This window comes from Duganella dendranthematis (assembly GCF_012849375.1).
Classification (GTDB): Bacteria; Pseudomonadota; Gammaproteobacteria; order Burkholderiales; family Burkholderiaceae_D; genus Rugamonas; species Rugamonas dendranthematis.
In genome coordinates, this window is sequence record NZ_CP051684.1 from 626,571 (window position 1) to 641,663 (window position 15,093).

General features: G+C 62.2%; 16 protein-coding genes and 1 riboswitch. Of the genes, 7 read left to right on the forward strand and 9 right to left on the reverse strand.

The features are described from left to right. The first annotated feature begins 12 nt into the window (after nucleotides 1-12). The 4 genes from HH213_RS02950 to HH213_RS02965 all read left to right on the forward strand — a co-directional run bounded on the left by HH213_RS02950 (nucleotide 13) and on the right by HH213_RS02965 (nucleotide 4,597). Entirely contained in the window at nucleotides 13-1,065 is a 1,053-nt protein-coding gene (locus tag HH213_RS02950; RefSeq protein ID WP_169110671.1) for a bifunctional UDP-4-keto-pentose/UDP-xylose synthase, read from the forward strand. A 21-nt stretch (nucleotides 1,066-1,086) separates the two neighbouring features. Further along, the gene (locus HH213_RS02955) at nucleotides 1,087-2,034 is read left to right on the forward strand and encodes a polysaccharide deacetylase family protein (RefSeq protein WP_169114921.1); all 948 of its coding nucleotides are present in this window, start codon (nucleotides 1,087-1,089) and stop codon (nucleotides 2,032-2,034) included. 51 nt (nucleotides 2,035-2,085) lie between these two features. Then, nucleotides 2,086-2,508: a peroxiredoxin gene (locus tag HH213_RS02960; RefSeq protein ID WP_202424299.1), complete on the forward strand. Its 423-nt coding sequence runs from the start codon at nucleotides 2,086-2,088 to the stop codon at nucleotides 2,506-2,508. A 247-nt stretch (nucleotides 2,509-2,755) separates the two neighbouring features. Next, nucleotides 2,756-4,597, forward strand: a complete 1,842-nt coding sequence (locus HH213_RS02965; RefSeq protein ID WP_169110673.1) for a PhoH family protein — start codon at nucleotides 2,756-2,758, stop codon at nucleotides 4,595-4,597. A 68-nt stretch (nucleotides 4,598-4,665) separates the two neighbouring features. Here the strand turns inward: HH213_RS02965 and HH213_RS02970 are convergent, their stop codons facing one another. Next, the gene (locus tag HH213_RS02970; protein WP_110844506.1) at nucleotides 4,666-5,310 is read right to left on the reverse strand and encodes a CCXG family PEP-CTERM protein; all 645 of its coding nucleotides are present in this window, start codon (nucleotides 5,308-5,310) and stop codon (nucleotides 4,666-4,668) included. 284 nt (nucleotides 5,311-5,594) lie between these two features. Here HH213_RS02970 and HH213_RS02975 point away from each other — a divergent pair, with 284 nt between their 5' ends. Then, nucleotides 5,595-5,882: a type II toxin-antitoxin system HicB family antitoxin gene (locus HH213_RS02975; protein WP_110844507.1), complete on the forward strand. Its 288-nt coding sequence runs from the start codon at nucleotides 5,595-5,597 to the stop codon at nucleotides 5,880-5,882. Here HH213_RS02975 and HH213_RS02980 read toward each other — a convergent pair. Genes HH213_RS02980 through HH213_RS02990 form a run of 3 tightly spaced genes read right to left on the reverse strand, consistent with a single transcriptional unit; the run spans nucleotide 5,879 to nucleotide 7,719 of the window. Beyond that, nucleotides 5,879-6,418, reverse strand: coding sequence for a hypothetical protein (locus tag HH213_RS02980; RefSeq protein ID WP_169110675.1), 540 nt, complete (start codon nucleotides 6,416-6,418; stop codon nucleotides 5,879-5,881). The genes HH213_RS02975 and HH213_RS02980 overlap by 4 nt on opposite strands. 52 nt (nucleotides 6,419-6,470) lie before the next feature. Beyond that, complete coding sequence (locus HH213_RS02985) at nucleotides 6,471-7,235, reverse strand: DUF4349 domain-containing protein (protein WP_169110677.1); 765 nt, start codon at nucleotides 7,233-7,235, stop codon at nucleotides 6,471-6,473. A 58-nt stretch (nucleotides 7,236-7,293) separates the two neighbouring features. Next, nucleotides 7,294-7,719 (reverse strand): HD domain-containing protein, encoded by a 426-nt coding sequence (locus HH213_RS02990; RefSeq protein WP_169110679.1) that lies wholly within the window; start codon nucleotides 7,717-7,719, stop codon nucleotides 7,294-7,296. An 84-nt stretch (nucleotides 7,720-7,803) separates the two neighbouring features. Here HH213_RS02990 and HH213_RS02995 point away from each other — a divergent pair, with 84 nt between their 5' ends. Then, complete coding sequence (locus HH213_RS02995) at nucleotides 7,804-8,004, forward strand: heavy-metal-associated domain-containing protein (RefSeq protein ID WP_169114922.1); 201 nt, start codon at nucleotides 7,804-7,806, stop codon at nucleotides 8,002-8,004. A gap of 88 nt (nucleotides 8,005-8,092) precedes the next feature. Then, nucleotides 8,093-8,479 carry an HVO_A0114 family putative DNA-binding protein gene (locus HH213_RS03000; protein ID WP_229263263.1) on the forward strand — a complete coding sequence of 129 codons (387 nt, stop codon included), beginning with the start codon at nucleotides 8,093-8,095 and terminating at the stop codon, nucleotides 8,477-8,479. On the opposite strand, the gene HH213_RS03005 is transcribed toward HH213_RS03000, so the two are convergent. From HH213_RS03005 to HH213_RS03025, 5 genes are all read right to left on the reverse strand, one after another. Beyond that, the gene (locus HH213_RS03005) at nucleotides 8,409-9,131 is read right to left on the reverse strand and encodes a glutathione S-transferase (protein WP_169110681.1); all 723 of its coding nucleotides are present in this window, start codon (nucleotides 9,129-9,131) and stop codon (nucleotides 8,409-8,411) included. The two genes, HH213_RS03000 and HH213_RS03005, sit on opposite strands and share 71 nt — an antisense overlap. 41 nt (nucleotides 9,132-9,172) lie before the next feature. Further along, nucleotides 9,173-11,227 (reverse strand): TonB-dependent receptor, encoded by a 2,055-nt coding sequence (locus HH213_RS03010; RefSeq protein WP_169110683.1) that lies wholly within the window; start codon nucleotides 11,225-11,227, stop codon nucleotides 9,173-9,175. A gap of 60 nt (nucleotides 11,228-11,287) precedes the next feature. Then, a riboswitch (cobalamin riboswitch) is annotated at nucleotides 11,288-11,506 on the reverse strand. After that, on the reverse strand, nucleotides 11,503-12,354 hold the full coding sequence (locus HH213_RS03015; protein WP_169110685.1) for a hypothetical protein: 852 nt from the start codon (nucleotides 12,352-12,354) through the stop codon (nucleotides 11,503-11,505). Its footprint overlaps the riboswitch before it by 4 nt. Nucleotides 12,355-12,422: 68 nt before the next feature. After that, on the reverse strand, nucleotides 12,423-12,809 hold the full coding sequence (gene cueR / locus HH213_RS03020; protein ID WP_110844514.1) for a Cu(I)-responsive transcriptional regulator: 387 nt from the start codon (nucleotides 12,807-12,809) through the stop codon (nucleotides 12,423-12,425). Next, nucleotides 12,806-15,028, reverse strand: a complete 2,223-nt coding sequence (locus tag HH213_RS03025) for a heavy metal translocating P-type ATPase (RefSeq protein WP_229263264.1) — start codon at nucleotides 15,026-15,028, stop codon at nucleotides 12,806-12,808. Before HH213_RS03025 ends, cueR begins: the two co-directional genes overlap by 4 nt. Nucleotides 15,029-15,093: the final 65 nt, after the last annotated feature.

Genomic DNA, 15,093 nt, shown 5'->3' on the forward strand with positions numbered 1-15,093 from the left:
GGACCTACACACATGAAAAAAGTTCTCATCCTCGGCGTCAATGGCTTTATCGGCCATCACCTGTCGAAACGCATTCTGGAAACCACCGACTGGCACGTGTACGGCATGGACATGAGTACCGACCGTATCACCGACGTGCTGGAGAATGAGGCTTACAAGTCGCGCATGCACTTCTTCGAAGGCGACATCACCATCAACAAGGAATGGGTCGAGTACCACGTCAAGAAATGCGACGTGATCCTGCCGCTGGTCGCCATCGCCACCCCGTCGACCTACGTGAAAGCGCCGCTGCGCGTGTTCGAGCTGGACTTCGAAGCCAATCTGCCGATCGTGCGTTCGGCCGCCAAATATGGCAAGCACCTGGTGTTCCCGTCGACCTCGGAAGTGTATGGCATGTGCCACGACGAAGAGTTCGACCCTGAGAACTCGGAACTGATCTGCGGCCCGATCAACAAGCCGCGCTGGATCTACTCCAACGCCAAGCAGCTGATGGACCGCGTGATCTGGGGCTACGGCATGGAAGGCCTGAACTTCACCCTGTTCCGTCCATTCAACTGGATCGGCGCCGGCCTCGATTCGATCCACACGCCGAAAGAAGGTTCGTCGCGCGTGGTGACCCAGTTCTTCGGCCACATCGTCCGTGGCGAGAACATCTCGCTGGTGGACGGCGGTGCGCAGAAACGCGCCTTCACCGACATCGACGACGGCATCGACGCGCTGATGAAAATCATTGAGAACAAGAACGGCGCCGCCACCGGCAAGATCTACAACATCGGCAACCCGGTCAACAATTTCTCGATCCGCGAACTGGCCAACATGATGCTGGAACTGGCGCCGCAATATCCTGAATACGCCGAAGGCGCGGCCAAGGTCAAGATCGTCGAGACCACCTCGGGCGCCTACTACGGCGCCGGCTACCAGGACGTGCAGAACCGCGTGCCGAAAATCACCAACACCTGCGAAGAGCTGGGCTGGAAACCGACCACCACCATGGCTGACGCGCTGAAGAAAATCTTCGACGCCTACCGCAGCCAGGTGGCCGAAGCACAGAAACTGATGGACTAAGCATTGAATCAACAACCATTGATGGTGTTGAAGATCGACGTCGACACCTACCGCGGCACCCGTGAGGGCGTACCCAACCTGGTACGCATGCTGAAGGCGCACAACGCCGGCGCCACCTTCCTGTTTTCGCTCGGGCCGGATCACACCGGCTGGGCGATGCGGCGCGCGCTGCGTCCGGGCTTCTTCAGCAAGGTGTCGCGCACGTCGGTGGTGGAGCATTATGGTTTCAAGACGCTGATGTACGGCGTGCTGTTGCCCGGCCCGGACATTGGCAAGCACTGCGCCGCCGACATGCGTGCGGTGCAGGACGCCGGCTTCGAATGTGGCATCCACACCTGGGACCATGTGCTGTGGCAGGACAACGTCGCCAAGCGCGACGCCGGTTGGGCCACCAGCATGATGCGCAAGGCCGCCAACCGCTTCACCCAGGTGTTCGGCCAGGCGCCGCGCACCCACGGCGCCGCCGGCTGGCAGATGAACAACGCCGCTTTCCACGAACACGACAGCGCCGGCTACGCCTACGCTTCCGACGGCCGCTGCGTGCTGAAGGAAAACGGCCAGCTGGCCAATCCGGCCGACGGTCCGCACCGCTTGTCCGACGGCGCGCAGGTGCTGAAGCACATCCAGATGCCGACCACGCTGCCGACGCTGGACGAAGTGCTGGGCTGCGAAATCGATGGCGTGACCATCGGCACCGGCAATATCGCCGCCTTCCTGCTCAAGCTGACCGAAGGCGCCACGCGCGACCACGTCTATACTTTGCACGCTGAGCTTGAAGGACAGAAACTCGCCCCCATATTCGAGCAGCTATTGGCAGGGTGGCAAGCACAGGGATACCAACTGGCGTCCATGGCTGACTACCATCAGAAGATACAAGACCTGCCGATGCCGGTTTGTCCCATCACCTGGGGCGAGCTGCCGGGACGCTCGGGCCAGCTGATCATTCAGGGCCCCGCCCGCGCCGAATAACCCTTCCAGGAGACGCCTGTGGCTGATGTAGTAACCGATTTCTCCGCGCCGATGACCAGCGGCCAGACCTTCCAGTTGTCCGGCCGCCCGGCGCGTTATACCGTGCTGTTCTTCTACCCCAAGGACAACACCCCAGGCTGCACCACCGAAAACATGGCCTTCCGCGACCTGTACGAGCAATTCCAGGCGGCCGAGACCGAAATCTACGGCATCAGCCGCGACTCGCTGCGTTCGCACGAAGGCTTTCGCGCCAAGCTGGGCCTGCCGTTTGAACTGATTTCCGACCCGGAAGAAAAAGTCTGCGAACAGTTCGGTGTCATGAAGATGAAGCAAATGTACGGTAAGACTGTCCGGGGCATCGAACGCAGCACGTTTGTGATTGACGCTACTGGTCAATTGGTGAAAGAATGGAGAGGCGTGAAGGTAGCGGGTCACGTCGATGAAGTGCTGGAATTTGTCACGCGCCAGGCTTAAGTTGTAGGGATGCGTTGCAGCTTCCAGTTTGCTCAACCGTAGCAGAACCGAGCGTATCCAGTTATTTTGAGTCAGCACTGTAATTCTTCCCACCCTACATGGTGGCCAGCCGGCCACCACGCGGTACTTTCACCGGGCGCCCTGCGTGCCCGTCGGCAGTCTCCTTTTCCCTTTTACCCAGCATCCACCCCATCGGGACGACTCCCTGTGGGCGGATTCCTCCAGATATCTTTCGATTGAGATCCTGATGCCACTGCCAAAAATACCAAGTAAGCCAGCGACTATACTGTTGGCAAAAGATTACCCCAAGGGCACCGGCCCACGCAATGTTGCTGCCCCTGCCCTCGCGGCAGTTGCCGACATCGCACCCGAGCCAGCACCAGCGCCGAAGAAAGCGGCGACCGTCAAAGCCGTTCCCGTAGCAAAAAAACCGGTGGTCGCCAAAGCGCCCGCCGCCGTTGCAACACCGGCGCCTGCGCCTGCCAAATCCAAAGCCGTGGCCGCCGTGCTGAAAGCCGCACCGGCCGTGTTGAAAGCGGCGGCCGACGCCGTCGAAGCCAAGGGCAAGCCGTCGCCGCGCGGCAAGGTCACGCCGATCACCAACGAAGCGCCGCATCCGGCCAAGCACAAGGCCAATGAGGTGGCGATCAAGTCGTCCACCAGCCGCAATGCCGACCAGACCGGCGCCACCAAGATGTTCGTGCTCGACACCAACGTGCTGATGCACGATCCATCGTCGCTGTTCCGCTTTGAAGAGCACGACGTCTACCTGCCGATGATGACGCTGGAAGAGCTGGACAACCACAAGAAAGGCATGACCGAGGTGGCGCGCAATGCACGCCAGGTCTCGCGCACGCTGGACGCGCTGGTCTCCAACACCGACGACGACGCCATCGAAAACGGCATCCCGCTGTCCAAGCTGGGCAACAAGGACGCCAAGGGCCGCCTGTACTTCCAGACCCGCCTGCAGACGGCGGAACTGCCGGTCGGCCTGCCGTCGGGCAAAGCCGACAACCAGATCCTGTCGGTGGTGCGTTCGCTGGAATCGGAACAGGAAGGCCGCGCCATCGTGCTGGTGTCGAAAGACATCAACATGCGCATCAAGGCGCGCGCACTGGGCCTGCCGGCGGAAGACTACTTCAACGACCACGTGCTGGAAGATACCGACCTGCTGTACTCGGGCATCCTGCAACTGCCGGAAGACTTCTGGAACAAGCACGCCAAGGACCTGGAGTCGTGGCAGGAGAACAAGAGCGGCCAGAGCGCTACCTTCTACCGCGTGACCGGCCCGTTCGTGCCGTCGATGCTGGTCAACCAGTTCGTGTTCCTGGAGCCGAAGAATGGCGAAGCGCCGTTCTATGGTCAGGTCAAGCAGATCAACGGCAAAACCGCCGTGCTGCAAACCCTGCGCGACTTCAGCCATAACAAGAACAATGTGTGGGGCGTGACCGCGCGCAACCGCGAGCAGAACTTCGCACTCAACCTGCTGATGAATCCGGAATGCGACTTCGTCACACTGCTGGGCCAGGCCGGTACGGGTAAAACCCTGCTGGCGCTGGCGGCCGGCCTGGCGCAAGTGCTGGAAACCAAGCTCTACAACGAAATCATCGTCACCCGCGTGACGGTGCCGGTCGGCGAAGACATCGGTTTCCTGCCGGGCACCGAGGAAGAGAAAATGTCGCCGTGGATGGGCGCGTTTGACGACAACCTGGAAGTGCTCAACAAGTCCGATTCGGATGGCGGCGAGTGGGGCCGCGCGGCAACGCAAGACCTGATCCGTTCGCGCATCAAAATCAAGTCGCTGAACTTCATGCGTGGCCGTACCTTCGTCAACAAGTTCCTGATCATCGACGAAGCGCAGAACTTGACGCCGAAACAGGTCAAGACGCTGGTGACGCGTGCCGGTCCGGGCACCAAGATTATCTGCCTGGGCAATATCGCGCAGATCGACACGCCATACCTGACCGAAGGGTCGAGCGGCCTGACGTATGTGGTGGATCGCTTCAAGGGCTGGTCGCACAGCGGTCATGTGACGCTGGCGCGCGGCGAACGTTCGCGCCTGGCCGATCACGCCAGCGAAGTTCTGTAATGGTATAAATCGTTTAGTTCGATCCCCTCAGCCCCGGCCGCAGCAATGCCGGCGGGGCTGAGTTTTTTTTACGCCTGCTTTTTCTCGCGGCGACGGCGGGCAATGGCGCCGACCACGCCCAGGCCGCCCAGCATCATGGCGTAGGTTTCCGGCTCAGGCACAGGCGCCATCTGCAGGGTGCTGGCGCTGAAGCTCTGGAACGCGGCGCCGTTGGCCGAATACTGCACCTGCTGGCCGCCGTCGCAGCAGCCTTCCAGGCCGTAGATCGTCAGCGTGTGATTGCCGGCCGTCAGCGCCTTGTTGCTGACGCTGAACACCGAATTGGTGTTGGCGTAATCATGCGCCCACCACATGTCGGTGGTTTTCAGATCGACCGCCTGGCCGTCCAGGAACACCGCGCCGCCGTTGCCGAAGTCGACGCCGGCACGGAACGAATAGGTGCCGGACGCGCTGAGGCCAAAGTTGATGGTCGACTTGAAGGCGATATTGGTGGCGCCGGCGCCGAACAGCGACTGGTTGGAGACGATATCGTAGTTGTTCAGTACGGTTGAATGCGACGAATTGGCAACAGCGGCGTCGACGATATCGCGGTAGGCGTTGGCGGTGGTTTGCGCACCGGCGCTCGACGTACCGGTTTGGAAAGTGATGACAGCAGCGTCTGCGCTACCGTAGGCGAGTGCAACGGCGAGTGCGGCGAGTTTGGCGTATTTCATGATGGTCCCTGTAGGTAAATGGTTGAAAAGCGGTGAGGCTTAACCAGGTACGGGGGTGTGGGACCTTGGCGAAAGAGTGCTTCTATTGTGCACTTTTAAATTCTTTAATGCATGACTCGAATGTTATCTGAGGCAACAGGCGATGTCAATCGCTCAAAAACCACGAATAGCGGAGTAAACACACGTCTGAAAAAGTGCTTGAAACCGTCGGCATCCTGTATGACACTAAGAATCCAAGTTATTGATTTTGCCCGGATTTCGCGCCCTAGCAGAGGTCAGACATCATGGACATTCCTATCCTGATCCAGAAAACCATCGGCGCCAAAAAATATGGCGTGACGGTGCCGGACATTCCCGGCTGCGTCACCACGGGCGACACGGTGGGCACCGCCATGAGCAACGCCACCAAGGCCATCTATGGCCACGTGGGCCAGTTGGTGGAGCAAGGCAAAGCCTTCGAAATCCGGCCGTCGGAAGTGGAAACCCTGTCGCAGGAACCGGACTACGCAGGCGGCATCTGGGCCCTGGTCAGCCTCGACCTGGCCCGCCTGGACGACCCGCCGCAGGATTAATCAGGCGCCTTCACTTCCGCCATGGCCTCGGCCAGCGAGGGGACGTGGAAGGCGGCGCGTTCGGCGTCGGTGACGGCGTTGGGATCGACTGGGTAGAGCGTGCGCACGCCCTCTTTGGACACCTGATACTGCGTGCCATACCACTGCGGTAATTTCTTCCACATCAGATAGCGGTCCCATGACGCGGCGAAGAGCCACTTGGGCGCTGGATGTTCCGGCTCCAGCTTGGACGCGATGGTGGCAAACGCTTGCGCCAGCCGGATATCTTCCGGCCCCTCGCCATGCTGATAAATCATGCCGGCAAAGTAAAAATCTTCCGCCGTCCGGATCTCGCCATGCGCCAGCATCTCGGACACCCGCTGGCGCCGCTGCGCATCCTTGGCGTTGACTACCGTCCAGTCGATCTTATCCGGCTCCCGGTCCGCCGCGTCCGCCCGGTTCATCGCCCGCAACTCCGGATTGGATTGCAGGTCAGTCGCAGCGCAAGCGCCACACCACATCGCCATCATGGCGAACAACAGCGTTTTTTTCATCATTCCTTCTCAAGTGTTTGTAGCAGACGACATGCCGCCGCAAGCATGAGCGCTCTCATCGGCTACGCACCTTCCGCCACAGCCTGCGTCCCAGCCACACAGCCACGGCCAGCGCAAACAACCATGGCAGCATATACGCCAGCCCTGTAACCAGCCCGGCAATGCCGCTGGACAGGTTGCCGCCAAAAGCGACCAGCGCATCGCGGATCGGCGTCCAGAACGACTGCTGATGGCGTGAGTAAATCGTGATCGTGAGGATGTCGAGATTGATGCGGTCCATCAGATGCGCATTCTCGCCGGCGGCGGTTTCCAGATCCGACTGCACGCTGGCCTGCTCCTTCGCCAGCTTGATCAGGGCGTCGGCATCCAGGCCGGGCCGGCGATTCAGTTCGCTCAGCTTTTGCTGATATGCGCGCAGCATCTCCAGCCGCTTGACATTGTCGGCGACCGGCCGCGCGAGGTCTTCGACGCGGGTGTCCTGCCGCGCCAGTTCGCCACCGGCGGCGGCCAGCGCCAGCAGCTTGTTGATCCCTGGCGCTTTCGCGCGCAGACGGATATTCGCGCTGTCGTAACGTCCCGCCTCCAGCGAGGAATTCAGCACGGTGCAGTGATTATCGCGATCTGCTTCGCACGCGGCCACCAGTTGCCGGAACAGGGGCTTAACCTTGCCTTCGGCGGCGTCAATGGTAATGCCGTGTTCATACGCCAGAAACTTGTCGCGCGCGTCGGCCGGCGACACGGCCTTTGAACCAGCCGGCGTCACCTTGCTGCTACAGGCTGCCAGCAAGAGCGCGCATAGTACCAACAGAAGTCTGTTCATCAGTCATCAAGGCGAGTTAAGCATTTGGCAATCATACACCGCCCTGATCGCCGCCGCACTAGCCGACGCGCAGCAGCGCTTCGCGCACCAGCTTGTATTCTTCCAGCCGCGCGTAGTCGTCGGCGGTGGGGTTGGCGATGCGGCTTAGGTCCATGTTCTCGGCGTTGTCCGACAGCTTGACCACGCGCGCGATGGGATTGGCGGCGGCGCGCTCGGCTGCCTGCATGCGCGACTCGTTTGGACGCTTGGTTAGCGCCGCCACCGCCGCGATGACCTCGGGCGCAAAGCCTTCCGCCGCCAGCGTGTCCAGTGTTACATCGGTATCTTCGACCACATCATGCAGCACCGCCGCCGTGCGCTCATGCTCGGTGGTGACGCGCAGCATCACGCGCAACGGATGCAGGATATACGGCTGCCCCGCTTTGTCCACCTGCCCCGCGTGCGCCGCTGCGGCGATCGCAATCGCCCGCTCCAAAGTTGCCATGCCAACCCTCCCAAATGAACGCTTGACCTTCCCATGGCAGGAAGGATTAAAGTACAGGTAATGAAACTGTTTAAGGAGTATGCGATGTACCAGCTGCAAGTAGAAAACATGAGCTGCGGCCACTGCGTGGGCGCCGTCACCAAGGCCGTGCAAGCCATCGACGCCGGCGCCAAAGTCGAGATCGACCTGACCACCAAATCCGTCAAGATCGACAGCAGCACCCCACTCGCCCCGCTGAAATCCGCCATCGCCGACGCCGGCTACCCGGTCACCAGCGCCGCCTGATCCCCCGGTGATTGTTATTGGTTCAAGCCACAAATACAAATACCGCTTGGCCTATGTTGTGCGTCGTCGTTTATAGCGAGGTGGAATCATGAAAACGGTGAAGATTGAAGTTCGCTCGGCTGCGGAGGCGATGGACGATGTCATCAGAACTGTGGCATCCGGCTGCCCAATGCCGTACGCCACCTTGACATTCATTTCGCAGGAACTGCTGCTGCAAGTGCTTACCGAAAAACGCCTCCAGATTCTGCACCAGCTTTGCGGCACGTCGCCGATGCCGGTCAAGGAACTGGCCAGCCGCCTTGATCGCGATGTGAAGGCGGTTCACGATGATGTTGATGCGCTCCTGAACGCTGGCGTGGTTGACCGTAAACGCGGCGGCGCGATCAGTTTACCTTACGATGAAATCATCTATCCAGCTCCGGATAGTGGCGGAAGATGTCGGTCTCGTTATTCGGAATCCGGCGCTTCGAGTTGAGGTAGGCGGCGACGTTGGAGCGCTGCGCTACTTTGGCGTGCAGAGCAAACAGGCCGGGATACGATGGCGCCAGTTTCGCCATCGTGTTGGGGAAGGCATACGCCAGCCCGTCCAGCAGCTGGAAGAGCGATAGGTCCACATACGACAGCCGTGAGCCGACCGCGTAACCGCCACGTCCCGGATTGCGTTCGATGACGCCTTCAAAATAATCTAGGAACTTCGGTATGCGATGTTCGCGAAAATCCCTGGCGCGCGCCTTGGCTTCCTTCTTCTGGTCCTCGTAGTACGCGCTGGAAGAAATCGGATGATGCGTATCATGCGCCTCGGCGACGATATCGGCGATGGTCAGCTGTAGCTGATTGGCCCACAAACGCCCGTCCAGCGAACGCGGCGCCAGTCCATGTTTCGCCCCCAAATACAGCAGGATATTGGCGGTCTGCCCGATCAGCAGTTCGCCTACCTGCAGCACCGGCGGCGCAAACGATGGATGCGCCACCTGCTCGCCATCCAGGCTGGCCGTCAGCGCGGACATACCGCCCTTCTTGCGCGCCACATCCACGTACGGCACGCCGGCTTCCTCCAGCGCCAGCCGCACAAATTCACCGCGGCCCTGGAGACCGTCCCAATAATAAAGTTGGTATGGAGTCGTCATGCAGCCATGGTAGCACCGGCGCCACCATGGCGTAGCCCGATTCAGAACGTGGTCTTGACCGTCAGGCGGAAGGTGCGGCGTTCGGCCGGATGGTAGTGGATATCGTCCACGCCTTCCGCCGGTTCGCCCGGCAGGCGAGAGGCGTAGTAGTAATCGACATCGCTGGCCTTGCGGTCGAACAGGTTGAAGGCATCCAGCTGCACCGTCCAGCGGCGGTTGAATTTGTAGCCTACACGTGCATATGCGATCGCGGTGCTGGCCGAGCGCTGGCTGTTATCTTCGATCAGCGGACGCGGTCCGAAATAGCGCATCTGGAACGCGCCCGACCATGGCCCCAGATCCATGGTGGTGGCGCCGAACGACGCCACCTTGCCGATCGCGCCGGGAATGTAGTCGCCCACCGGATCGTGCTCGGTGTAGTGACTGCGCGAATACGCCATATCCAGATCGAACAGCAGCCACGAATTGGCGATGTAGTGGTTGTTCCACTCGATGCCGGAACGGTAACTGCCACGGCTCGGCGAGGTATCACCGGCGTCGCCGGAAAATACCAGCTCCGATTCGGAGCGCAGCTTCCACAACGCCATCGAGCTTTGCAGGCCAGGCAGGAATTCGGTGCGCGCGCCGATCTCCGCGCCGCGCGTCTTCACCAGCGGCGTGACCGGGTCGATCGGTTCACGCTCCTTCGGCGTCAGATGCACGGTGGTGCCGCGCGCGTCGTTGCTGTGGAAGCCCTCGCCGTAGTTGACGAAGAATTCGGTCCTGGCCCAAGGCCCCAGCACCACCGAGAATTTCGGCGACGTGGTGCCGGCGCTGACGTTGCCTGAGTTCTCGGCGATATTGCTGTCGACGTCAAAGCGGTAACGGTCATAACGCAGGCCGGCCGTGGTGCGCATCCACGGCAGCCACTGCACGGTGTTCTCGACGTAGGCGCCGGCGCTGGCTTCCTTCACTTTCGATTCGGTGATCACGCCCAGCGTTTGCTGGTGCGCCGTCTTGTAGAGGCCCAGCGGCGAGATGTAGTCGTAGCGTCCCTGCAAGCCAACCTTGTTGCTGACATCCAGACCGCCCCAGTGGCTGAACCACGTCTGGCCGACGTCGAACCCGGCCATGCGGCGCTTCTCGGTCTGGCGCGACTGGTCGCCATTGACCGGGTCGTCGAGGAAGTAGGTGAAGTCGTTGTACAGCGTCAGGCTGGATTGCACCACGTAGGCATTCGCCTGGAACAGCGCGTCGCTGGTGCGCTTGCGCATGGCGGCGGACAGGCTGTATCGCGAGGTCTCGCCGCCGTCGGTCGGATCGATGGCGCCGAACGGATCGATCTCGCCGCTCTGCACCGCGCGCAGCGGAATCTGATTACTCGCGTGCCAGGCGCCCTTGTAGAACATGCCGGTCACAGTGAACTGGTCATCGCTGGCGCCTTGCGCGTAACGCAGCACGCCCAGGCTTTTGTGGAAGGCCTCCGGCTCCACCCACGGGCCGTTGTTGTGGCCCAGCTCCGCGCCGTACACCAGATTGCCGGCGCCCAGCGGCGTCGAGCCAGTGACCACCGAGCGGTAATACTGATTCTCGCCCACCGACACGCTGGCGGTGTTTTCGCGCAGCTTGTTCGCCAGCGTCAGATGCGCCGCGCCGGCGGATGCGAAGTCGCCTTCGTCCGCATAGTACGGGCCTTTTTTGTAGTTGATGCGGTCCACCAGTTCCGGGATCAGGAAGTTCAGATCCGTGTAGCCTTGGCCATGCGCGTGGGTGCGCATATTGACCGGCATGCCGTCGACGAAGGTGGCGAAGTCGGTGCCGTGGTCGAGGTTAAAGCCGCGCAGGAAGTATTGATTGGCCTTGCCGTCGCCGCTGTGCTGCGTGACGATCACGCCGGGTACAAACTCCAGCAGTTCGCCCGGCCGCAAGGCAGGACGGTTGGCGATCAGCTCCGCCGTTACCGCACCCTGGCTGGCGGCGTTGGAGGTGCCCACGCCGTTATCGTAATGGCCGCGTACCTGGACCGTGGTCGCCGGCGTATCGCCAGCATCCGTGGTGTCCGCATGGACGGCCAGCGGCAGGAAAGTCGCCAAGGCGACGATCGATTTGTAGATCATTGAAAGCTTTCAGAAGCAAGCCACTCACCTCCCCGTGAGCGGATTGAATAGAAATGCCTGCGGCATCTCCCCTGTTTGGCCGGTATCCGGGCTGGCAAGCAAATCCGCCTGACCTTCCCATGCATGAAGCACAGTGGTATTGCGAGGCGGAGTGTCGTCATGCGACGACGCTTGTTGGCCGTTGCGGGGGCAGCACAGGTGGGCCGCTGACGGCTTCCTGTTTCCCGTTTAACTGCGCATCCAGACGGACGCGCGAGCACCAAAACGTGTCAGGATTATACGAGATTCGGCGATGGCTGTTGACGCTTTTCGTACCAGCGGAAGTACAGCAGCATCTCGGCGCCGATCAGCGCACCGGCGCCCAGCCAGATCAGGGCGATCATCAGGTAGGCGTGGACGAAGACGGCGTGGATCTGCTGCCCTGCCACGTCGAGGATAATCTGCGGCAGCGTGCGATCCAGCGCCGACAGGTCGACCCGGCGATTGGCATCCAGCAGCACCTTGCGCAGCGCATCGACGCCCACCTTGGCGGCTTCGTTTTGCGTCTGGTTCTTCAGCCCTGCCGCCATGGTCTCGACCTTGGCGACGATGATCTTCTGGAACACAGCCGTCAGCACTTCACCACCCAGCTTGCGCAACGTCCAGTTGACGATGCGCGCCTTGCCGCGCTCCCACAGGCTGTCCGACGTGGGACGGTAATAAAGATCCTTGAGCGTGGCATCGACCAGCTCACGCGCGCTGACCGGCTGGCCAGGCGCGTAGGCCGACATCTTCAGCGTCAGATACTGACGCAGCAGCACGGTGTTGGTGCGCACCAGCGGCGTGACCGAGACCTCCAGTGCGCTCATGGTCTCCTTCTGCACATGGCGCACCACGCCGACGGCGGTGAAGGCAAACAGCGTCACCAGCAGGATCGCCAGATAGCTCACTTTCGCCAGCACGTTCCACACGCGCGGGCGGCGGCGCAGCAGGTTTTTTCTGCCTACCCAGACCATCAGCACGATGGCTGCGACCAAGCCCATGGCCGCGTACAGCAATGCGGTCGGCATGCTGCTCCAGATCAGGGTGAACACAAAGTCCGTCAGAGACGACGACCATTGACTCAGTGCGCTGCTGTTTACCTGCATAGGCTTTACCTCGGGCGATATCAGACCGCGAGTGTAGCGCAAATATCATTTAAACAACGACCGGCCTTCTATTGTGCGAGGCTTTGCAGGATGGGGCAATCGGGGCGCTGGTCGCCGTGGCAGCAGCTGGCCATGGTTTGCAGCGTGTCGCGCATTTCGGTCAGTTCGGCGATGCGCTGATTGAGTTCGGCCACATGGCCCATGGCGATCGTCTTGACGTCAGCGCTGGCGCGTCCCTTGTTCTGCCACAGCGACAGCAGGCCGCGAATCTGCTCCAGCGAGAAGCCCAGCAAGCGGGCACGCTTGACGAAGCGCAGCGTGTGCAGGTCGTTGTCGCCGTAGATGCGGTAGCCGGCGTCAGTGCGTTTGCCGGCCGGGATCAGGGCGATGCTTTCGTAGTAGCGGATCATTTTGGCCGAAACGCCGGTGGCCGTTGCGGCCTGTCCGATATTCATGTGCGGTCCTCCGGTTTCCAGCGGCGCAGCAGCAGCGCGTTGCTGATCACGCTGACCGAGCTGAGTGCCATCGCACCGCCGGCCACCATGGGGTTGAGCAGGCCGAAGGCGGCCAGCGGAATGCCGATCAAATTATAGATAAAGGCCCAGAACAGGTTCTGGCGGATCTTGCTGTAGCTGCGGCGCGAGATGGAGATGGCGGCGGCCACCAGTGCCGGATCGCCGCGCATCAGCGTGATGCCGGCGGCGTGCATGGCGACGTCGGTGCCGCTGGACATGGCGATGCCGACATCGGCGGCGGCCAGCGCCGGCGCGTCGTTGATGCCGTCGCCGACCATGGCGATGGTGCCGCCTTCCTGTTTGAGCGCGGCGATGGTGCTGGCTTTATCGGCCGGCAGCATGTTGGCGACAATGCGCTGCACGCCGAGCTGCTGGCCGACGGCGTTGGCGCTGCCCTGGTTGTCGCCGGTGAGCAGCACGGTGTGGATGCCCATCGCATGCAGCGCGGCGATGGCGGCTTGGGCTTGCGGTTTGATGCGATCTCCGAAGGCCAGCAGGCCAAGGAGCTGGTGGGTGGTGGCGTCGGCAAGCCAGGAGATGGTGTGGCCGGTGTGCTCCAGTTCTTCGGCACGGGTGGATAGCGCTTGCAGTGAGATGCCCTGCTCTTGCATCAGGCGCGTGCTGCCCAGCAGCAGACGGGCGCCGGCCACCGTGGCCTTCACGCCGCGTCCAGGCAAGGCGCTGATGTCGGACGCCAGCAGTGGCGCGGCGGCATTCGGCACGCCGGCGGCTAGCTGGACGGCGCGGGCCAGCGCGTGTTCGCTGCCGCGCTGCACAGCGGCGGCCAGTTGCAGCAGGTGCGGTTCGTCGACGCCCGGCGCGGGCGCCAGCACGGCCAGCGATGGTTGGCCTTCGGTCAGCGTGCCGGTCTTGTCGAAGGCCACGGTGGTGATGCGGTGCGCCAGTTCCAGTGCTTCCGCATCCTTGATCAGAATCCCGTAGCGCGCCGCGACGCCGGTGCCGGCCATGATGGCGGCCGGCGTCGCCAGCCCCAGCGCGCAGGGGCACGCAATCACCAGCACCGCCACCGCATTGATGATGGCCTGCTCGGCATCGCCGGCCACCAGCCACCAGCCTGCGAAGGTCAGCAGCGCCAGCGCCAGCACCACCGGCACGAACACCGCGCTCACGCGGTCTACCAGATGCTGCACCGGCGCCTTGGCCGCCTGTGCATCCTCCACCAGGCGAATGATGCGTGACAACGTGCTTTCCGCCCCCACCGCCGTCACGCGCACCAGCAGCAAACCTTCGCCATTGATGGCGCCTCCCGTCACCCGCTCGCCGGCATGACGGGCCACCGGCAGGCTCTCGCCGGTAATCAGCGCCTCATCCACGTGGCTGGCGCCTTCGCTGACCACACCGTCGGCAGCGATGCGCTCCCCCGGCCGCACGACGATGACGTCATCCACGCGCACTTCATGAATCGCGACATCCACATCCTGGCCGTCCCGGCGCACACGCGCCGACTCGGGCCGCAGTGTTTGCAACGCGCGAATCGCCTGCGCCGTCTGGCGCTTGGCGCGCGCCTCCAGCCATTTCCCCAGCAACACCAGCGTAATCACCACCGCCGATGCCTCAAAATACAGGTGTGGCATAGCGCCGGCAGACAGCAACTGATACACGCTCAGGCCATAAGCCGCGCTGGTGCCAAGGGCCACCAGCAAGTCCATATTGCCGCTGCCCGCACGCACCGCCAGCCAGCCGGCGCGATAGAAGCGCGCCCCCAGCCAGAATTGCACCGGCGTGGCGAGCAGCCATTGCAGGCGGCCATCCAGCATCCAGTGGATGCCGGCCAGTTCCAGCAGCATTGGAAAAATCAGGGGAAGTGAGAACAGCGCGGCCAGCAGGACCGCCGTGCCACCGCTCGGCGCGAAGGCTGCGAAGAAACCGCGCGCGGTCGGCGCAGCGACGGCGGCTGCATCGTCGGCAGGCGCGGCGCCCGGCTCCGGTGGCGGCAGCGAGGCCTGATAGCCGGCCTTGTCGACCGCCTGCGCCAGCGCGGCAAAGTCGACCGGTTCGGCCGATTCCACGCGCGCCATTTCGGTGGCCAGATTGACACTGACTTTGTCGACGCCCGGCACCGCCGCCAGCACCCGCTCCACCCTGCCAACGCAGGAGGCGCAGCTCATACCGTCAATTTTGATCGCTTGCTGATTCATGGTCTACCCGATGCTGTATTTACCTGCCTACAGCATCAAGTATCCCACGATTGGAAGGTCAAGGC